The organism is Pseudomonas sp. NPDC089401 (genome assembly GCF_044749485.1).
Taxonomy (GTDB): Bacteria; Pseudomonadota; Gammaproteobacteria; order Pseudomonadales; family Pseudomonadaceae; genus Aquipseudomonas.
This window is the reverse complement of sequence record NZ_JBIVIA010000004.1, coordinates 382,875-398,845: the sequence shown is the minus strand read 5'-3', so window position 1 is coordinate 398,845 and position 15,971 is coordinate 382,875. Positions and strand designations below refer to the sequence as shown.

Below are 15,971 nucleotides of genomic sequence, written 5' to 3'. Positions count from 1 at the left end.
CAGCATCGACCTTGAGGGTGGTGCAGAGCCTGTAGAAGGTACAGCACCGACCTTGAGGGTGGTGCAGAGCCTGTAGAAGGTACAGCACCGACCTTGAGGGTGGTGCAGAACCTGTAGAAGGTAAAGCACCGACCTTGAGGGTGGTGCAGAACCTGTAGAAGGTACAGCACCGACCTTGAGGGTGGTGCAGAACCTGTGGGAGCGGGTTTACCCGCGAAGAGGCCGGTGCAGGAAAGCGCCTGTCAGATCAGCGCTTGGCCAGGCTCAATTGTTGCTGCCCTTTCGGCAGCACGCGCTTGGCGACAACATAATGCTGCTGCCAATACGGCTTGCTGAGGTTGTCGATGCTCACCCGCTTGCCGGTGCGTGGCGCGTGGATGAAGCGGTCGTTGCCCAGGTAGATGGCCACGTGGTTGACCCGGCGGCTCTTGATGTTGAAGAAGATCAGGTCGCCAGGCTTGAGGTCACTCTTGGCCACCTTCACGCCGTGGCCCTGGGCCATGGCGTTGGAGGTACGCGGCAAGTCGACGTCTGCCACGTCGTTGAACGCATACTTGACCAGCCCGCTGCAGTCGAAGCCTTTTTTCGGGCTGCTGCCGCCCCAAACATAAGGGGTACCGAGCACATTCACCGCGCGGCTGAGCACATCGCTGCTCTGCTTTGGCGACATGGCCGCCACGGCTGGCAGGTTGTGGGCCTTGGCCGAGGTGACAGGGCGGGCGCGCAGGGCGGCATGCTTGACCGGGGCGTGCTTTACCGAGGCATTGCTGGTGTAGCCGGTGAAACCATTGGGAAGACGTTGCTCACGATTGGTGGCGTGGGCGGCCAGGGGCAATAATAGGCAGAGGGTCAGCCATGTCTTGAAGAAAGGCGGCATAGATGAAGCTCTTATGAATGTTTGTGTGTTGGCGCGCAACTTTATAACAGCTTTTTTCCCAGGTTCCGGGCCGTTGGTCGATTGTCATGTTGCCGTACGTCGGGCTGCGGCGGAAAAGTCACATTTTTATTTAGAAAATTTTCGGATAACCCACGAGGGCTATGAATGAACAGTTATCAACAGGGGGTGCCGTACCACGACACCCACAGCAAGGTCATCGGCTACCTGCTGTGGATCTTCGGTTTCACCGGCTCCCATCGCTTCTACTACGGCAAGCCGGTCACCGGGACGATCTGGTTCTTCACCTTCGGCCTGCTCGGCATCGGCTGGCTGATCGACCTGTTCCTGATCCCGTCGATGGACCGCGAGGCCGACCTGCGCTTCCAGTCCGGGCGCGTGGACTACAACATCGCCTGGATCCTTCTGACGTTCCTTGGCGTGTTCGGCCTGCATCGCCTGTACCAGGGCAAGTGGGTCACGGCGATCATCTACTTCTTCACCGGTGGCCTGTTCCTGGTGGGTGTGCTGTACGACTTCTGGACGCTGAACAGCCAGGTTTCCGAAAGCAACAGCCGCAATTGACGCGTATCGATTGTAGGAGCGAGCGTTGCTCGCGATGCGCCGCATAGCGGCGCTCGATCTCCCAGGCGAAAAAAAGGCCTTGTCGCGCTGAGCGGCAAGGCCTTTTCAATTACTGGCGAGTCTGTCGCTGCTGCAGCAGCAGGTTGCTGAAACCTGCCCCCGCCAGCTGCTTCTGCGCCCCGGTGAGCTGTTCACGGTTGCTGAACGGGCCGACCAGCACGCGGTACCAGGTTTCTTCCTTGACCGTGCCCGACTCCACCTTCACTGCCTGGCCGAGCAGGATGATCTGCGCGCGGACCTTGTCGGCATCGGCTTCCTTGCGGAACGAGCCGGCCTGGAGGAAGTACTGCGTGGTCGCCGCCGGCTTGATCACCGGCGGCGCCGGTGGTGGCGTCTGGCCCAGCAGTGCGGCCTGGGCTCGAGCGGTGTCGATCTTCGCCGCTTCCGCTGGGGTCACCGGTTGCGCGGGTACCGGCGGGGTTTTCTCCGGCACGGCCTCCGGCGGCACGATCACCTCCGACTCCGGCAGCAGGGTGTAGAAGTCGTATTTCGGCTTCACCGGCTGTTGCACAGTCGCGGGGGTGGTCGACTTGCTGGCTTCGGCCACCTTCTCGGTTTTCTGCTGCTCGGGCTTGGTGCGCTTGATATCACCGCCGCCGGGCTCGAGCTTCATCAGGAAGACGATGAACGCACCGACCGTCAGGCCGACCGCCAGCCACACCCAGCCGGGGATCGGTGCCTTGGCCGGTGCGGTCTGGCGGCTGGCGCCGCGCTTGGGAGCGGGTTTTTTCTTGGCAGCCAACTTACATGCGCTCCAGGGTTTCCAGGCCGAGCAGTTCCAGACCTTGCTTGAGGGTGCGGCCGGTCAGGGCCGCCAGGCGCAGGCGGCTCTGCTGCTGCTGCGGGGTCTCGGCGGTGAGGATCGGGCAGTTGACATAGAAGCTGGAGAACAGCCCGGCCAGATCGTACAGGTAGCTGCACAGCACATGCGGCGTGCCTTTGTCGGCGACGTTGTTGAGGATCTCGCCGAACTGCGCCAGGCTCGCGGCCAGGTCCTGCTCCTGGGCAGCCTCCAGCACGATGTTGCCGTCGATGTCGTCGTAGCCCTTGCCCAGCTTGCGGAACACGCCGGCCACGCGGGTGTAGGCGTAAAGCAGGTACGGCGCGGTATTGCCTTCGAAGTTGAGCATCAGCTCGAAGTTGAAGCTGTAGTCGCTGGTACGGTGCTTGGACAAGTCGGCGTATTTCACTGCGCCGATGCCGACCACTTCACCGATGTGACGCAGTTCGTCTTCGCTGAACGCCGGGTTCTTTTCCTTGACCAGCGCGTAGGCGCGTTCCTTGGCCTCGGTGAGCAGGTCAATCAGCTTCACGGTGCCGCCGTCGCGGGTCTTGAACGGGCGGCCATCGGCGCCGTTCATGGTGCCGAAGCCCATGTGCTCCATCTGCATCGGGTGGCCGACGAAGCCGGCGCGGCGGGCCACTTCGAACACCTGGTTGAAGTGCAGGGCCTGGCGCTGGTCGACGAAGTACAGGGCCCGGTCGGCCTTGAGCACGTTGCTGCGGTAGCGCACGGCGGCCAGGTCGGTGGTGGCGTACAGGTAGCCGCCGTCGGCCTTCTGCACGATCACCGGCAGCGGGTCGCCGTCGCTGTTCTTGAACTCTTCGAGGAACACGCACTGGGCGCCCTGGTCCTCGACCAGCAGGCCCTTGGCCTTGAGGTCGGCGACCACGTTGGCCAGGTCGGCGTTGTAGGCGCTTTCGCCCATCACGTCGGCCATGGTCAGCTTGACGTTGAGCAGCTCGTAGGTCTTCTGGCAGTGCGACAGCGAGATGTCCTTGAAGCGCGTCCACAGGGCCATGCACTCCGGGTCACCGGCCTGCAGCTTGACCACCAGGCCACGGGCGCGGGTGGCGAAGTCTTCGGACTCGTCGAAGCGTTTCTTGGCGGCGCGGTAGAAGTTCTCCAGGTCCGACAGTTCGTCGCTGGTGATCGGGTTCTCTTCCAGGTAGGCCAGCAGCATGCCGAACTGGGTGCCCCAGTCGCCCACGTGGTTCTGGCGGACCACGTCGTCGCCGAGGAACTCCAGCACACGGGCGACGCTGTCGCCGATGATGGTCGAGCGCAGGTGGCCGACGTGCATCTCCTTGGCCAGGTTCGGCGCCGACATGTCGATCACCACCTTCTGCGCCGGGCCGGCCTTGCGCGCACCCAGGCGGGCGTCGGCGAGGGCGGCATCCAGGCGGTTGGCCAGGGCGTCGGTGTTCTGGAAGAAGTTCAGGAAGCCGGGGCCGGCGATTTCGACCTTGCTGATGTCGGCGCTGGCCGGCAGGGCGTCGATCAGTTTTTCGGCCAGGTCGCGCGGCTTCATGCCGGCCGGCTTGGCCAGCATCATGGCGATGTTGCTGGCGAAGTCGCCGTGGGTCTTGTCCCGGGCGTTTTCCACCTGGATCGCCGGCGACAGCCCGTCAGGCAGCACACCGTCGGTGACGAGTTGGGTGAGGGCTTGCTGGATCAGCTGGCGAATGGTGTCTTTCATGGGGATCTCTTTTCGACCGCAAGCGCGGTGGAGCGCCTGGATGCGCAGGTGGAAAAACTGGGCATTATCCGTTGCCGGGGCCGGGTTGCCAACCTTTGGGGCGCAGGCTTAATAAAGGTCGACCGGGTCGACATCCAGCGACCAGCGCACCTGACGCCCGCTGGGCAGTTGCTCCAACACTAGCAACCAGGCGCTGATCAGTCGATGCAAGGGCGCCCGGGTGTTGGCCTGAATCAACAATTGCGCGCGGAAACGCCCGGCCCGGCGCTCCATCGGTGCCGGCACCGGGCCCAGCAGTTCGATGCCCGGCAGGCGTTGTTCGGCGACCAGGCGCTCGGCGGCGGCGCAGGCCTCGTCGAGGAAGCCTTCGGCCTGCCCGGGCTTGTGCGCTTCGGCGCGCAGCAGGGCCAGGTGCGAATAGGGAGGCAGGCCGGCATTGCGCCGTTCGTCCAAGGCTTGCTCGGCGAAGGCGAAATAGCCCTGCTCGGTCAGCTGGACCAGCAGCGGGTGGTCGGCCAGGTGGGTCTGGATGATCACCTTGCCGGGTTCTTCGGCACGCCCGGCGCGCCCGGCCACCTGGACGATCAGCTGGGCCATGCGCTCGCTGGCGCGGAAGTCGCCGGAGAACAGCCCGCCGTCGGCGTCGAGGATGGCGACCAGGGTCACCCGCGGGAAGTGGTGCCCCTTGGCCAGCATCTGGGTGCCGACGAGGATGCTCGGCTGGCCGCGCTGGATGGTATTGAACAGGTTCTGCATGGCGTCCTTGCGTGCGGTGCTGTCGCGGTCCACGCGCAGGATCGGGTAGTCGGGGAACAGCACTTTCAGGCGTTCTTCGGCACGTTCGGTGCCGGCACCCACCGGGCGCAGGTCGACGTGGTTGCATTGCGGGCACTGGTGCGGCAGGCGCTCGTCGTAGCCGCAGTGGTGGCAGCGCAGCACGCCGGAGCGCTGGTGCACGGTCATGCGCGCATCGCAGCGCGGGCATTCCGACAGCCAGCCGCAGTCGTGGCACAGCAGGGTCGGGGCGAAGCCGCGGCGGTTGAGGAACACCAGCACCTGCTGGCCGGCCTCCAGGGTCTGGCGGATGGCCTGTTGCAGCGGGCCGCTGATGCCGCTGTCCAGCGGCAGGCTCTTCACGTCCAGGCGCAGCATGCGCGGTGCGCGGGCGCCGCCAGCGCGCTGGTTCATGCGCAGCAGGCGGTAGCGGCCGGTCAGGGCGTTGTGCAGGGTTTCCAGCGAGGGCGTGGCGGAACCGAGCAGGATCGGCACGTTCTCCTGGTGGGCGCGCACCAGGGCCAGGTCACGGGCGTGGTAACGCAGGCCTTCCTGCTGTTTATAGGAGCCGTCGTGCTCCTCGTCGATGATGATCAGGCCGGGGTTCTTCATCGGCGTGAACAGCGCCGAGCGCGTGCCGATGATGATGTCGGCCTCGCCATCGCGGGCCGCCAGCCAGGCATCGAGGCGCTCACGGTCGTTGACCGCCGAGTGCAGCAGGGCGATGCGCGCGTTGAAGCGCTGCTCGAAGCGCGCCAGGGTCTGCGGGCCGAGGTTGATTTCGGGGATCAGCACCAGCGCCTGCTTGCCGGCCTCCAGGGTTTCGCGGATCAGCTGCAGGTAGACCTCGGTCTTGCCGCTGCCGGTGACGCCGGCCAGCAGAAAGGCGCCGAAGCCGCCAAAGCCCTCGCGGACGGTGTCGAAGGCCGCACGCTGCTCCTCGTTGAGCGGCAGCTCCGGCTGTGCCAGCCAGTGTTCGTGGCGGTGCGCCGGCAGGTGGCGGCGCACTTCCAGCTGCACCAGCTCCTTGGCCAGCAGCAGGTCGAGGCTGTCCTTGTTCAGGTTGAGCTTGCTCAGCAGGCTGTGCGCCACGCCGTGGGGGTGCTGGGCCAGGGTCTTGAGGGCGTCGCGCTGGCGCGGCGCGCGGGCGATGCGCGGGTCGTCCAGGCGGGCGCCGGGGGCCACGTGCCAGAAGCGCTCCTGGCGCATTTCTGCCGGCTCGCCCTGGCGCAGCAGGGTCGGCAGTGCCCAGCTCAAGGTGTCGCCGAGACTGTGCTGGTAATACTGCGCGGTCCACAGGCACAGCTTGAACAGTGGCGCGGGGATCGGCGACAGCGGGTCGAGCAGGGCGCTGGCCGGCTTGAGCTTGTCGGCGGGGACTTCGCTGTGGTCGCACACCTCCACCAGCACGCCGATCATCTCGCGGCGGCCGAACGGCACGCGGATGCGCATGCCCGGGGTCAGGGGCTGGCGCGCCATGCTCGCCGGGGCCCGGTAGTCGAACAGGCGACGCAGCGGGGAGGGCAGGGCAAGGCGCAGGATGACGTCGGACACGCGAAAGGTCTCGGGAGGGCATTTCAAGGAATGGCGAGCCTAGCAGACGACGGTCGGTGCAAGCGACACCTTGCGTTGGGGCGGTGCTCTGGTATTATTCGCCGCCTAATTACGTGCGGTATTCAACAATTGGTGTTGGGTGGCGGCACGCAGCTCGAGGAAGTGACCATGAAAGAAGGTATCCACCCGAACTACGAAGTAGTTGCAGTCACCTGCAGCTGCGGTAACAAGTTCGAAACGCGTTCGACCCTGGGCAACACCCTGGCGATCGACGTTTGCAACCTGTGCCACCCGTTCTACACCGGTAAGCAGAAAGTCCTGGACACCGGTGGTCGCGTACAGAAGTTCGCCGACCGCTTCGGCATGTTCGGTACCAAGAAGTAATCATGCGCATGGCGAATCCTTCGGGTTTCGCGTTGTTGCTGAAGAAGGCGCCCCTCGTGGGCGCCTTTTTTGTGGGCGCCATCTGGCACCTCCCGGCCCTGGCGTACTGCCCGGTGCCGGAACGGCCGCAACAGGTCACGGTGCGCCAGGTAATCGATGGCGACACCCTGCGCCTGAGCGACGGCCGCAGTGTGCGCATGATCGGCATCAATGCCCCGGAAATCGGGCGCAAGGGGCGCGCCAGCGAGCCCTATGCCGACGCCGCGAGGCAGCGCCTGCAGGCGCTGGTCAAGGCCAGCGACGGGCGCCTCGGCCTGGTGCCGGGCGTCGAGCGCAAGGACCGTTACGGTCGCACGCTGGCGCATCTTTATGGCCGCAATGGCGACAACCTTGAAGCGCAGCTGCTCAGCGAAGGTTTGGGCTACCGCGTGGCCGTGGCGCCCAATGTACGCCTGACGGCCTGCCAGCAAGTGGCCGAGCAGGCTGCGCGCAAGGCGCGCGCCGGCCTGTGGCGGCGCTCGCCGGTGCAGCGCGCGGTGCAGGTCAGGCAGCCCGGCTTCGCCGTGCTCACCGGCACCATCGGTCGCATCGAGCGCAACCGCGCTGGCACCTGGCTGGTGCTGGACGACACTGTGGTGCTGCAGATTCCCGCTCGTCTGCAACGCACCTTCCCTGCTGGCTTTCTGGATAATCTCAAAGGGCGCCAGGTCGAAGCGCGTGGCTGGGTGAAGGACCGTTCCAGCAAGGCTGGGCTCAAGCCGGGGCAGCGGCGCTGGGTGCTATCGGTGACCGACCCGAGCATGCTGGAGCGGATTTCGGGGTGAAAAGATGTAGACATTATGCCACCAGATTGTACACACTGTCGGTCGAATGCCCCCGTGCGTGATAGCGTAAAGTCGTAGGCCGAAGGCCTTGACACAAGTGACTGACCAGTCTTGTGGCTCCCCGGCTCTTTGCGTATCCTCGGCGGTCCGTCAGAACAGTAAATAGCGGAATGCCCACCATGTCAGACCTGAAAACCGCCGCTCTCGAATACCACGCTCAACCTCGTCCGGGGAAACTGAGCGTCGAGCTCTCCAAGCCCACCGCCACCGCCCGTGATCTCGCCCTGGCCTACAGCCCAGGCGTTGCAGAACCGGTGCGTGAAATCGGCCGTGATCCTGAGCTGGCCTACAAGTACACCGGCAAGGGCAACCTGGTCGCGGTAATCTCCGATGGCACCGCCATCCTCGGTCTGGGTGACCTTGGCCCACTGGCTTCCAAGCCGGTCATGGAAGGCAAGGGCGTTCTGTTCAAGCGTTTCGCCGGTATCGACGTGTTCGACATCGAAGTCGAATCGGAAAGCCCACAGGCTTTCATCGACACCGTTCGCCGCATCTCGATCACCTTCGGTGGCATCAACCTCGAAGACATCAAGGCGCCAGAGTGCTTCGAAATCGAGCGCACCCTGATCGAGCAGTGCGACATTCCGGTGTTCCACGATGACCAGCACGGTACCGCCATCGTGACCGCCGCCGGCATGATCAACGCCCTGGAAATCGCCGGCAAGAAGCTGGAAGACGCCAAGATCGTCTGCCTGGGTGCCGGCGCTGCCGCCATCTCCTGCATGAAGCTGCTGGTCAGCATGGGTGCCAAGGTCGAAAACATCTTCATGATCGACCGCAGCGGCGTGATCCACGCTGGCCGCGACGACCTGAACCAGTACAAGGCCCAGTTCGCCCACGCCACCGACAAGCGCACCCTGGCTGACGCCCTGGACGGCGCGGACGTGTTCGTCGGCCTGTCCGGCCCGAACCTGCTGAGCCCGGAAGGCCTGAAGTCGATGGCCGCCAACCCGATCGTGTTCGCCTGCTCGAACCCGGACCCGGAAATCTCGCCAGAACTGGCTCACGCCACCCGCAGCGACGTGATCATGGCCACCGGTCGTTCCGACTACCCGAACCAGGTCAACAACGTGCTCGGCTTCCCGTTCATCTTCCGTGGTGCCCTGGACGTTCGCGCCAAGCGCATCAACGAAGAGATGAAGATCGCCGCCGCCATCGCCCTGAAAGACCTGGCCAAGCTGCCAGTGCCGAAGGAAGTGTGCGAGGCCTATGGCGTCGAGGGTCTGGAATTCGGCCGTGAGTACATCATTCCGAAGCCGCTGGACGCTCGCCTGATCACCGTCGTCTCCGACGCCGTGGCCAAGGCCGCCATCGAATCCGGCGTGGCTACCCTGCCGTATCCGAAGCACTACCCGCTGAACAGCGTGGATGAAGTGTTCAACGGCTGAACCCAGCCGTAGCGACACGAAAAAGCCCCGGCTCGCGAGAGCCGGGGCTTTTTCATTTGAGCTGGCAGGCCTGGCGCGGACCCTGTGGGAGCGGGTTTACCCGCGAATGCGTCAGTGAACCCACTATCGCTTTCGCGGGTAAACCCGCTCCCACAGGGGGCTGTGTCGCCTTTAGAACAGATCCATCGGCGCCGCTTCATCCGCCGGCAGCGGGCTGCCTGGCGCCGCTCCATTACCCAGCTCATCCACCGACGGTGGCGAGTCCTCGGCCTTGAACAGCTCGAAGTACGCATTCGGCGTGCTCGGCGAGGCCGCGCGGCCGCTGACCGGGTCGACCCGCAGGCTGAGGATGCCTTCCGGCTCGGCCGGCGCATGGCTCGGCTTGTCCTTCAATGCTGCGCCCATGAACTTCATCCAGATCGGCAGCGCCGCGGTACCGCCGTATTCGCGGCGGCCGAGGCTTTCCGGCTGGTCGAAGCCGACCCACACGGTGGTCACGTAGTCGGCGTTGTAGCCGGAGAACCAGGCATCCTTGGACTCGTTGGTGGTACCGGTCTTGCCCGCCAGGTCGTCACGCCCCAAGGCCAGCGCCCGGCGGCCGGTGCCGCGCTTGATCACGTCCTGCAGCATGCTGGTGAGGATGTAGGTGGTGCGGCCATCGATGATCTGCTCGGCGATGGCTGGCGTCTGCGGCGGCGGGGCGATCTGGCCCAGGGCCGACGGCGCCTCGCCCGGCATGGCGGCGGTGCTGATCGGCTGCTCGGGGGCGGCCAGGCCGGCAGGGGCCTCTCCACCTTGCGGCACATGGGCCGGGTTGGCGGTGAACAGGGTTTCGCCGCTGCGGCTCTCGATGCGCTCGATCAGGTACGGGTTGACCTTGTAGCCGCCGTTGGCAAAGGTGCTCCAGCCGGTGGCGATCTCCATCGGTGTCAGGGTCGCCGTGCCCAGGGCCAGCGACAGGTTGCGCGGCAGGTCCTGCTTGTTGAAGCCGAACTTGGCGATGTAGTCGATGGTGCGGTCCACGCCCATGGCCTGCAGCAGGCGGATCGACACCAGGTTGCGCGACTTGTACAGCGCTTCGCGCATGCGGATCGGGCCGAGGAAGGTGTTGGTGTCGTTCTTCGGCCGCCACTCATTGTTCTGGTACGGGTCGACGAACACGATCGGCGCATCGTTGACCAGGCTGGAGGCGGTGTAGCCGCTGTCCAGGGCCGCGCTGTAGATGAACGGCTTGAAGCTCGAGCCTGGCTGGCGCTTGGCCTGCATGGCGCGGTTGTAGTTGCTCTGTTCGAACGAGAAGCCACCGACCAGGGCGCGGATGGCGCCGTTGTACGGGTCGAGGGTGACCAGAGCACTTTGCGCGCCAGGCACCTGGCTGAACTTCAGCTTGCCATCGTCCAGGCGCTGCAGGCGCACCAGGTCGCCGACCTGGGCGACGTCGGCCGGCGACGACGGCGCACGGCCCTGGGAATTGGTGTTGATGAACGGGCGCGCCCATTTCATGGTGTCCCAGGCGACGTCTTCTTCCTTGCCGCCGCGGGTCAGCACCTTGAGGCCGCTCTTCTCGACCTGGGTGACGATGGCCGGCTCCAGTGCGCCGAGGTTGCGCTGCTTGCTCAGCTCTTGCAGCCAGGCAGCGTGGGTCTTGCCTGGGAAGCGCACCTCGGGGCCGCGGTAGCCGTGGCGTTCGTCATACTCGGTGAGGCCGTTGAGAATGGCCTTGTTGGCCATGTCCTGCATGTCGCTCGGCACCGTGGTGGTGACCCGGAAGCCCTCGGTGTAGGCATCGCTGCCGTAGCGGCCGACCATTTCGGCGCGGGCCATCTCGGCGACGTAGGGGGCATTCACTTCAGGCGTCGGCACGTGGTAGCTGGCATTGAGCGGCTCGGCCAGGGCGGCCTGGTAGCTCGCCTCGTCGATCTTGCCCAGCTTGTACATGCGGCCGAGGATCCAGTCGCGGCGCTCCTTGGCGCGCACCGGGTTGGCCAGCGGGTTGAATCGCGACGGCGCCTTGGGCAGGCCGGCGATCATCGCCATCTGCGCCAGGCTCACGTCACGGATCGACTTGCCGTAGTACACCTGCGCGGCGGCGTCGATGCCGTAGGCGCGGTTGCCCAGGTAGATCTTGTTGACATACAGCTCGAGGATTTCATCCTTGGTCAGCTCACGCTCGATCTGCAGGGCCAGGAGGATCTCGTTGGTCTTGCGCGAGAAGCTGCGCTCGCTGGTGAGGAAGAAGTTCTTCGCCACCTGCATGGTGATGGTGCTGCCGCCGGTCTGGATATGGCCGGTCTTCACCAGCTGGGTGGCGGCGCGCATCAGGCTGCTCGGGTCGACCCCGTAGTGGTTGAGGAAATTGTCGTCCTCGGCTGACAGAAGCGCCTGAATGAATTGCGGGGGAATTTCCGCGAAACGGATCGGCGAGCGGCGCATTTCGCCGAACTCGGCAATCAGTTTGCCGTCGCTGCTGTAGACCCTCAGGGGGATTTGCAACTGAACGCTTCTGAGCGAATCGACCGACGGCAGGTTGGGGCTAAGATACAGAAACGCACCGCTCACACCGAGTACGAGCGCGCAGATGACTGCGACGAAAGACCACCAGAAGAACTTCAGCAGGCGTATCAAGGCTTTTCGGTGTCCAGATTGAGGGGTGAATTGCGCACGGGGCCGGCGGACTAAAAAACGCTGGGCATTATAAGCATTTTTCGCTTCGCCGGGTGACCGGCCGGGCGGCCCGCTGCACCATCCGGCCGGCAAGGCCCGATGCAGACGCGGGTTCATGGTTGTAACAAGGAAGTCGAGATGCTTGGACGCTTGGGCAAGGATGCCGGTTCATTGTTGGGGGTGGAAATCGCTCCCGACTCCATACGCATGGCGCAACTGCGCCGACGCGGCGGGTGCTGCGAACGGATTGCCTGGGCCTACCAGGCGTTCGACCCCGGCACTGCCGCCAACGGCTGGCAGGACCTCGATCGGGTCGCGTCGGCCTTGCGCAGTGCCCACCGCCAATGCGGCAGTCGGCAGCGCCGGGCCGCGGTGGCATTACCGGCCTCGCAGGTGATCTGCAAGGTGATCGAGCTGCCTGCCGGGCTGCCCGACAGCGAGCGGGAAACGCGGTTGCTGGCGGATGCGGAACAGCTGTTTCCGTTCCCCCTGGAGGAACTGGTCCTCGATTTCCAGGTGCTGGGTACCTCGGCGGCGCGGCCAGGCCACCGGGATATCCTGGTGGCGGCTTGCCGGCAGAGTGCGTTGCGGCCCTACGAGACGGTGTTCGACGAAGCGGGGCTGCAACTGGACGCGGTAGAGGTCGACAGCATTGCCTTGCGTCGGATGATTCCGCTCCAGGCCAGTGGCGATGCGGCATTGCTGCGTATCGAAGCTGGCAGCCTGACGTTGCATGGCTGGCGGCAGGAGGCACTGCCCTTGCGCCGGGAATGGCCGGCTGGCGCGGTGCTGGAGCGGTCTGCTGGCGTCTTTGGCGATGGCCTGGCCCCTGACGAACTGTTCGTCACGGCGGTCGAGGGTGTCGAGCGGGATGCGCCAGCCCGGCTGAGCGAAGCCCTGGGGGTGCCGTGCAGGCCGCTGCCGCCGGTGGCTGGCCTGGATTGCAGCGACAGCGCCATGACACTTGCCTGCGCCTTGGCCCTGGGAGGGATGCGCTGATGCTGCGCTTGAACCTCCTGCCCTGGCGTGAACGGCAACGCCAGGCAGCACAGCGGCGCCTGGGCCTGACGCTGGTCGGCAGCCTGGTTCTGGCCCTGTGTGCAGTGCTGCTGATGGACCAATTGGCCCGCCAGCGGGTCCAGCGCCAGGCGCTGGCCAATGACGCCCGGCAGATCTTAATCGATGCAGCTGCCCGGCAGGTGACACAGCATGAGCAGATCAGTCAGGCCCACCAGGCGGTAATGGCGCAAATTGCGGCGCTGGAGGGGCTGCGTGCTGATCGGCCGTTGCTCACGGCGCTCTTCGGCGACGTGGAGCGGGCCTTGCCCGAAGGCGTTCAGCTGGTGGCGTTGAAGATTCAGGGCGCAGACCTGCGCATTGCCGGGGTAGCAGCTTCCACGGCCGTGGTGGCGCAGTTCATGCGCGACCTCGAACGCTCCAGCGTGCTGCGCGAACTGGAACTCAAGCAGGTCAGGAGCCTGCCGGGCGGCGATGAGTTCCTGTTGACGGCACGCCTGTCGGGTGCCTGGTCGTGAAGCTGGTGCAGCGCGCGGTGTGGCAGGCGCTCATCGAGCCATCAGGGGCGTTACGTATTGCGCTGCCAGTGATGGCAGGTTTCCTGCTGTTTGTACTCGGTTGCCTCATTCGCCTGCCGCACTGGTCGCAGCTCCAGGCGCTGGAGGACGACAGGCGAAACGCATTGCTGCAGGCGCACCAGGCCCAGGCCGCGGACGGCATGACGTTGGTGTCGGCCAGTCAGGCGCTTGCGCAAGCCAGGCAGCTTCTGCTGGATGCCCGCTGGCGCCTTGCCGCCGGGGCAGGCATGAGCGACCTGCTGGACCAGCTGGCGGCATCGGGGCATGCCCATGGCCTGCACTTCGAGCGCCTCGATGTGCTGGATGAGGTAAAGCAGCCCGGCTTCTGGCTTACACCGCTGGACATCGAGGTCGTGGGGCGTTACGCGGCGCTGCGCCTGTGGCTGGATGACTGGCTTGGCCAGGTTCGTCTGCTGCGTCCCGAAGATCTGCGGCTGGTGCCAGTGGATGGCAAGCCTGGATTGTTGCGCTTGAACCTGCGGGTCAATGGCTATCGAGCCGATGGGCCGGTACCTGAGCCGAAGTTCCTGGCCGACGTGCCCGCGCGGGACGAAGCCCTGCCACCAGCGCTCGATCCATTTTCCGCCTGGGCGACCCGAGTCACGCAAACGGGGCTGGCCCGCGTGCCGCTGGCCCAGCTGGAAATGGTCGGCAGCTTCCAGCGAGGGCTCGAGCATGAAGCGTTGCTGTCGTCGGCGGGGCGGCTGTATCGCGTACGGGTCGGTGATCGCCTGGGGCGCGATGGTGGGCTCGTGACGCAGGTCGGCGAGCAGCAACTGGATGTGCGGGAACGGCTGTTCGTGGGCGGCGTGTGGCGCGAACGAACGGTGATGCTGATGCTCAGGAAGAGCGTTGAGGGGGAGGCCAGGGATGGCGATGAAGCAGCTGTTGAAGTGGGTGGCGGTGGGCCTGATGCCGGCGACCGTGGCGATGGCGGCGCCGTATCGGGGTGAACCGATATCGCTGAACTTCCAGGATGTCGAAGTGCGTTCGGTGTTGCAGGTGCTGGCCGACTACGCCGGCATCAACCTGGTGGCCAGCGACGCAGTGCAGGGCAGCATCACGCTGCGCCTGCAGGATGTTCCCTGGGACCAGGCGCTGGACCTGGTCTTGCACAGCAAGGGCCTGGCCCGGCGTGAAGAGGGCAACGTGCTGCTGGTCGCGCCAGCCGCCGAGTTGGCAGAGCAATCCCGTGAAGCCCGCATCGGCCAGGTGCTCGATGCCCAGTTGCAGCCGTTGAAGCGCGAGTTGCTGCCGATTCACCATGCCGAAGCCTCCGAACTCGCCGAACTGCTGTTGTCGACGCTGGCCGACGACGGCCCGTTGACCGGCCGTGGCAGCCTGAGCGTGGATACCCGCACCAACACGCTGGTGGCGCATCTGCCCGCCGAGCGCATCGCCGACCTGCGGCAACTGGTGGCGCAACTGGATGTGCCGGTACGCCAGGTTTCGATCGAGGCGCGCATCGTCGAGGCCAATGTCGACTATGAGAAGTCGCTGGGTGTGCGCTGGGGTGGTGCTCTTTACCAGGAGGCTGCCCAGCTGGGCAAGGATGTGTTCATCGACCTCGGCGTCGAGCGGGCCGCTGCCGGCGTCGGCCTGGGGGTATTGCGTGGCGATGTGCTGCTGGACCTTGAGCTCAGCGCCATGGAGAAGAGCGGCAATGGCGAAATCATCTCCCAGCCCAAGGTGGTCACTGCCGACAAGGAAACCGCCCGGATCCTCAAGGGCACCGAGGTGCCCTACCAGGAAACCACCCGCAGCGGCGCCACTTCGGTGGCCTTCCGCGAAGCCTCGCTGTCGCTGGAGGTCACCCCGCAGATCACCCCGGATGGCAAGGTGATCATGGCCGTGAAGGTGACCAAGGACGAGCCTGATTTCGTCAATGCCCTCAACGACGTGCCGCCGATCCGCAAGAACGAGGTCAATGCCAAGGTCCGCGTGGCGGATGGCGAAACCATCGTGATTGGGGGCGTGTACTCTACCGCACAAAACAAAGTGGTCGACAAGGTGCCATTTTTCGGCGATCTGCCGTATGTTGGGCGGCTGTTTCGACGCGATGCATTACAAGAGAAAAAATCCGAGCTGCTGGTCTTCCTGACTCCGCGTATCATGAGTGACCAGACGATTGCTGTGAGTCGTTGATTCTGTGCGAAATTTGATACTTGTAGGGCCCATGGGCGCTGGTAAGAGCACCATCGGACGCCTGTTGGCCAAAGAACTGCGCCTGCTGTTCAAGGATTCCGACAAGGAAATCGAACTGCGAACCGGCGCCAACATCCCGTGGATCTTCGATCGTGAAGGCGAACCGGGTTTCCGTGACCGTGAGCAGGCGATGATCGCCGAGCTCTGCGCGCTCGATGGCGTGGTCGTGGCCACCGGCGGTGGCGCGGTCATGCGTGCGGAAAACCGCCAGGCACTGCATCGAGGGGGGCGGGTGATCTACCTGCACGCCTCGGTGGAGCAGCAGGTCGGCCGTACCGCGCGTGACCGCAACCGCCCGTTGCTGCGCACCGCCAACCCGGAAGCGACCCTGCGTGCCCTGCTGGAGGCGCGTGACCCGCTGTATCGCGAGATCGCCGACCTGGTCGTGGAAACCGACGAACGGCCGCCGCGCATGGTGGTGCTCGATATTCTCGAACGCTTGCAGCAGTTGCCGCCCCGCTAAGCCGGGACTATTCTCGGCCGGCGCCGAGGCGAGGTTCATCGTTACCGCGTGGCACGCTCAG

General features: G+C 65.1%; 14 protein-coding genes. 9 read left to right on the top strand and 5 right to left on the bottom strand.

Translation table 11 applies throughout. The features are described from left to right. Nucleotides 1–247 precede the first annotated feature (247 nt). Nucleotides 248–877 carry a C40 family peptidase gene (locus ACIP21_RS12205; RefSeq protein ID WP_400687662.1) on the bottom strand — a complete coding sequence of 210 codons (630 nt, stop codon included), beginning with the start codon at nucleotides 875–877 and terminating at the stop codon, nucleotides 248–250. A 165-nt stretch (nucleotides 878–1,042) separates the two neighbouring features. Here ACIP21_RS12205 and ACIP21_RS12200 point away from each other — a divergent pair, with 165 nt between their 5' ends. Beyond that, nucleotides 1,043–1,459 (top strand): NINE protein, encoded by a 417-nt coding sequence (locus ACIP21_RS12200; protein ID WP_400687660.1) that lies wholly within the window; start codon nucleotides 1,043–1,045, stop codon nucleotides 1,457–1,459. Nucleotides 1,460–1,568: 109 nt separating this feature from the next. Here the strand turns inward: ACIP21_RS12200 and ACIP21_RS12195 are convergent, their stop codons facing one another. The 3 genes from ACIP21_RS12195 to ACIP21_RS12185 form a co-directional block, all read right to left on the bottom strand. Then, complete coding sequence (locus ACIP21_RS12195) at nucleotides 1,569–2,261, bottom strand: SPOR domain-containing protein (protein ID WP_400687658.1); 693 nt, start codon at nucleotides 2,259–2,261, stop codon at nucleotides 1,569–1,571. A 1-nt stretch (nucleotide 2,262) separates the two neighbouring features. Continuing rightward, a complete protein-coding gene (gene argS / locus ACIP21_RS12190; protein ID WP_400687656.1) occupies nucleotides 2,263–3,999 on the bottom strand; it encodes an arginine--tRNA ligase in 1,737 nt (578 codons plus the stop codon). Between the two features lie 108 nt (nucleotides 4,000–4,107). Then, complete coding sequence (locus tag ACIP21_RS12185) at nucleotides 4,108–6,327, bottom strand: primosomal protein N' (protein ID WP_400687654.1); 2,220 nt, start codon at nucleotides 6,325–6,327, stop codon at nucleotides 4,108–4,110. A 168-nt stretch (nucleotides 6,328–6,495) separates the two neighbouring features. Between ACIP21_RS12185 and rpmE the strand changes: the two genes are divergently transcribed. The 3 genes from rpmE (at nucleotide 6,496) to ACIP21_RS12170 (ending at nucleotide 8,983) form a co-directional block, all read left to right on the top strand. Further along, complete coding sequence (gene rpmE, locus ACIP21_RS12180) at nucleotides 6,496–6,711, top strand: 50S ribosomal protein L31 (protein ID WP_027920990.1); 216 nt, start codon at nucleotides 6,496–6,498, stop codon at nucleotides 6,709–6,711. 2 nt (nucleotides 6,712–6,713) lie between these two features. Next, complete coding sequence (locus ACIP21_RS12175) at nucleotides 6,714–7,535, top strand: thermonuclease family protein (protein WP_400687652.1); 822 nt, start codon at nucleotides 6,714–6,716, stop codon at nucleotides 7,533–7,535. A gap of 179 nt (nucleotides 7,536–7,714) precedes the next feature. Next, complete coding sequence (locus ACIP21_RS12170; RefSeq protein WP_110632976.1) at nucleotides 7,715–8,983, top strand: malic enzyme-like NAD(P)-binding protein; 1,269 nt, start codon at nucleotides 7,715–7,717, stop codon at nucleotides 8,981–8,983. A gap of 171 nt (nucleotides 8,984–9,154) precedes the next feature. Here ACIP21_RS12170 and ACIP21_RS12165 read toward each other — a convergent pair whose 3' ends face one another. Then, nucleotides 9,155–11,608 (bottom strand): penicillin-binding protein 1A, encoded by a 2,454-nt coding sequence (locus tag ACIP21_RS12165; protein WP_400687650.1) that lies wholly within the window; start codon nucleotides 11,606–11,608, stop codon nucleotides 9,155–9,157. A 177-nt stretch (nucleotides 11,609–11,785) separates the two neighbouring features. Between ACIP21_RS12165 and pilM the strand changes: the two genes are divergently transcribed. Genes pilM through aroK form a run of 5 tightly spaced genes read left to right on the top strand, consistent with a single transcriptional unit; the run spans nucleotide 11,786 to nucleotide 15,910 of the window. Continuing rightward, nucleotides 11,786–12,646 carry a type IV pilus biogenesis protein PilM gene (gene pilM / locus ACIP21_RS12160; protein ID WP_400687648.1) on the top strand — a complete coding sequence of 287 codons (861 nt, stop codon included), beginning with the start codon at nucleotides 11,786–11,788 and terminating at the stop codon, nucleotides 12,644–12,646. Then, nucleotides 12,646–13,182 carry a PilN domain-containing protein gene (locus ACIP21_RS12155; protein ID WP_400687646.1) on the top strand — a complete coding sequence of 179 codons (537 nt, stop codon included), beginning with the start codon at nucleotides 12,646–12,648 and terminating at the stop codon, nucleotides 13,180–13,182. Before pilM ends, ACIP21_RS12155 begins: the two co-directional genes overlap by 1 nt. After that, a complete protein-coding gene (locus ACIP21_RS12150; protein ID WP_400687644.1) occupies nucleotides 13,179–14,195 on the top strand; it encodes a pilus assembly protein PilP in 1,017 nt (338 codons plus the stop codon). Before ACIP21_RS12155 ends, ACIP21_RS12150 begins: the two co-directional genes overlap by 4 nt. Next, nucleotides 14,119–15,387: a type IV pilus secretin PilQ gene (locus ACIP21_RS12145; RefSeq protein WP_400687642.1), complete on the top strand. Its 1,269-nt coding sequence runs from the start codon at nucleotides 14,119–14,121 to the stop codon at nucleotides 15,385–15,387. Before ACIP21_RS12150 ends, ACIP21_RS12145 begins: the two co-directional genes overlap by 77 nt. A 4-nt stretch (nucleotides 15,388–15,391) precedes the next feature. After that, nucleotides 15,392–15,910, top strand: coding sequence for a shikimate kinase AroK (gene aroK / locus ACIP21_RS12140; protein ID WP_400687640.1), 519 nt, complete (start codon nucleotides 15,392–15,394; stop codon nucleotides 15,908–15,910). Nucleotides 15,911–15,971: the final 61 nt, after the last annotated feature.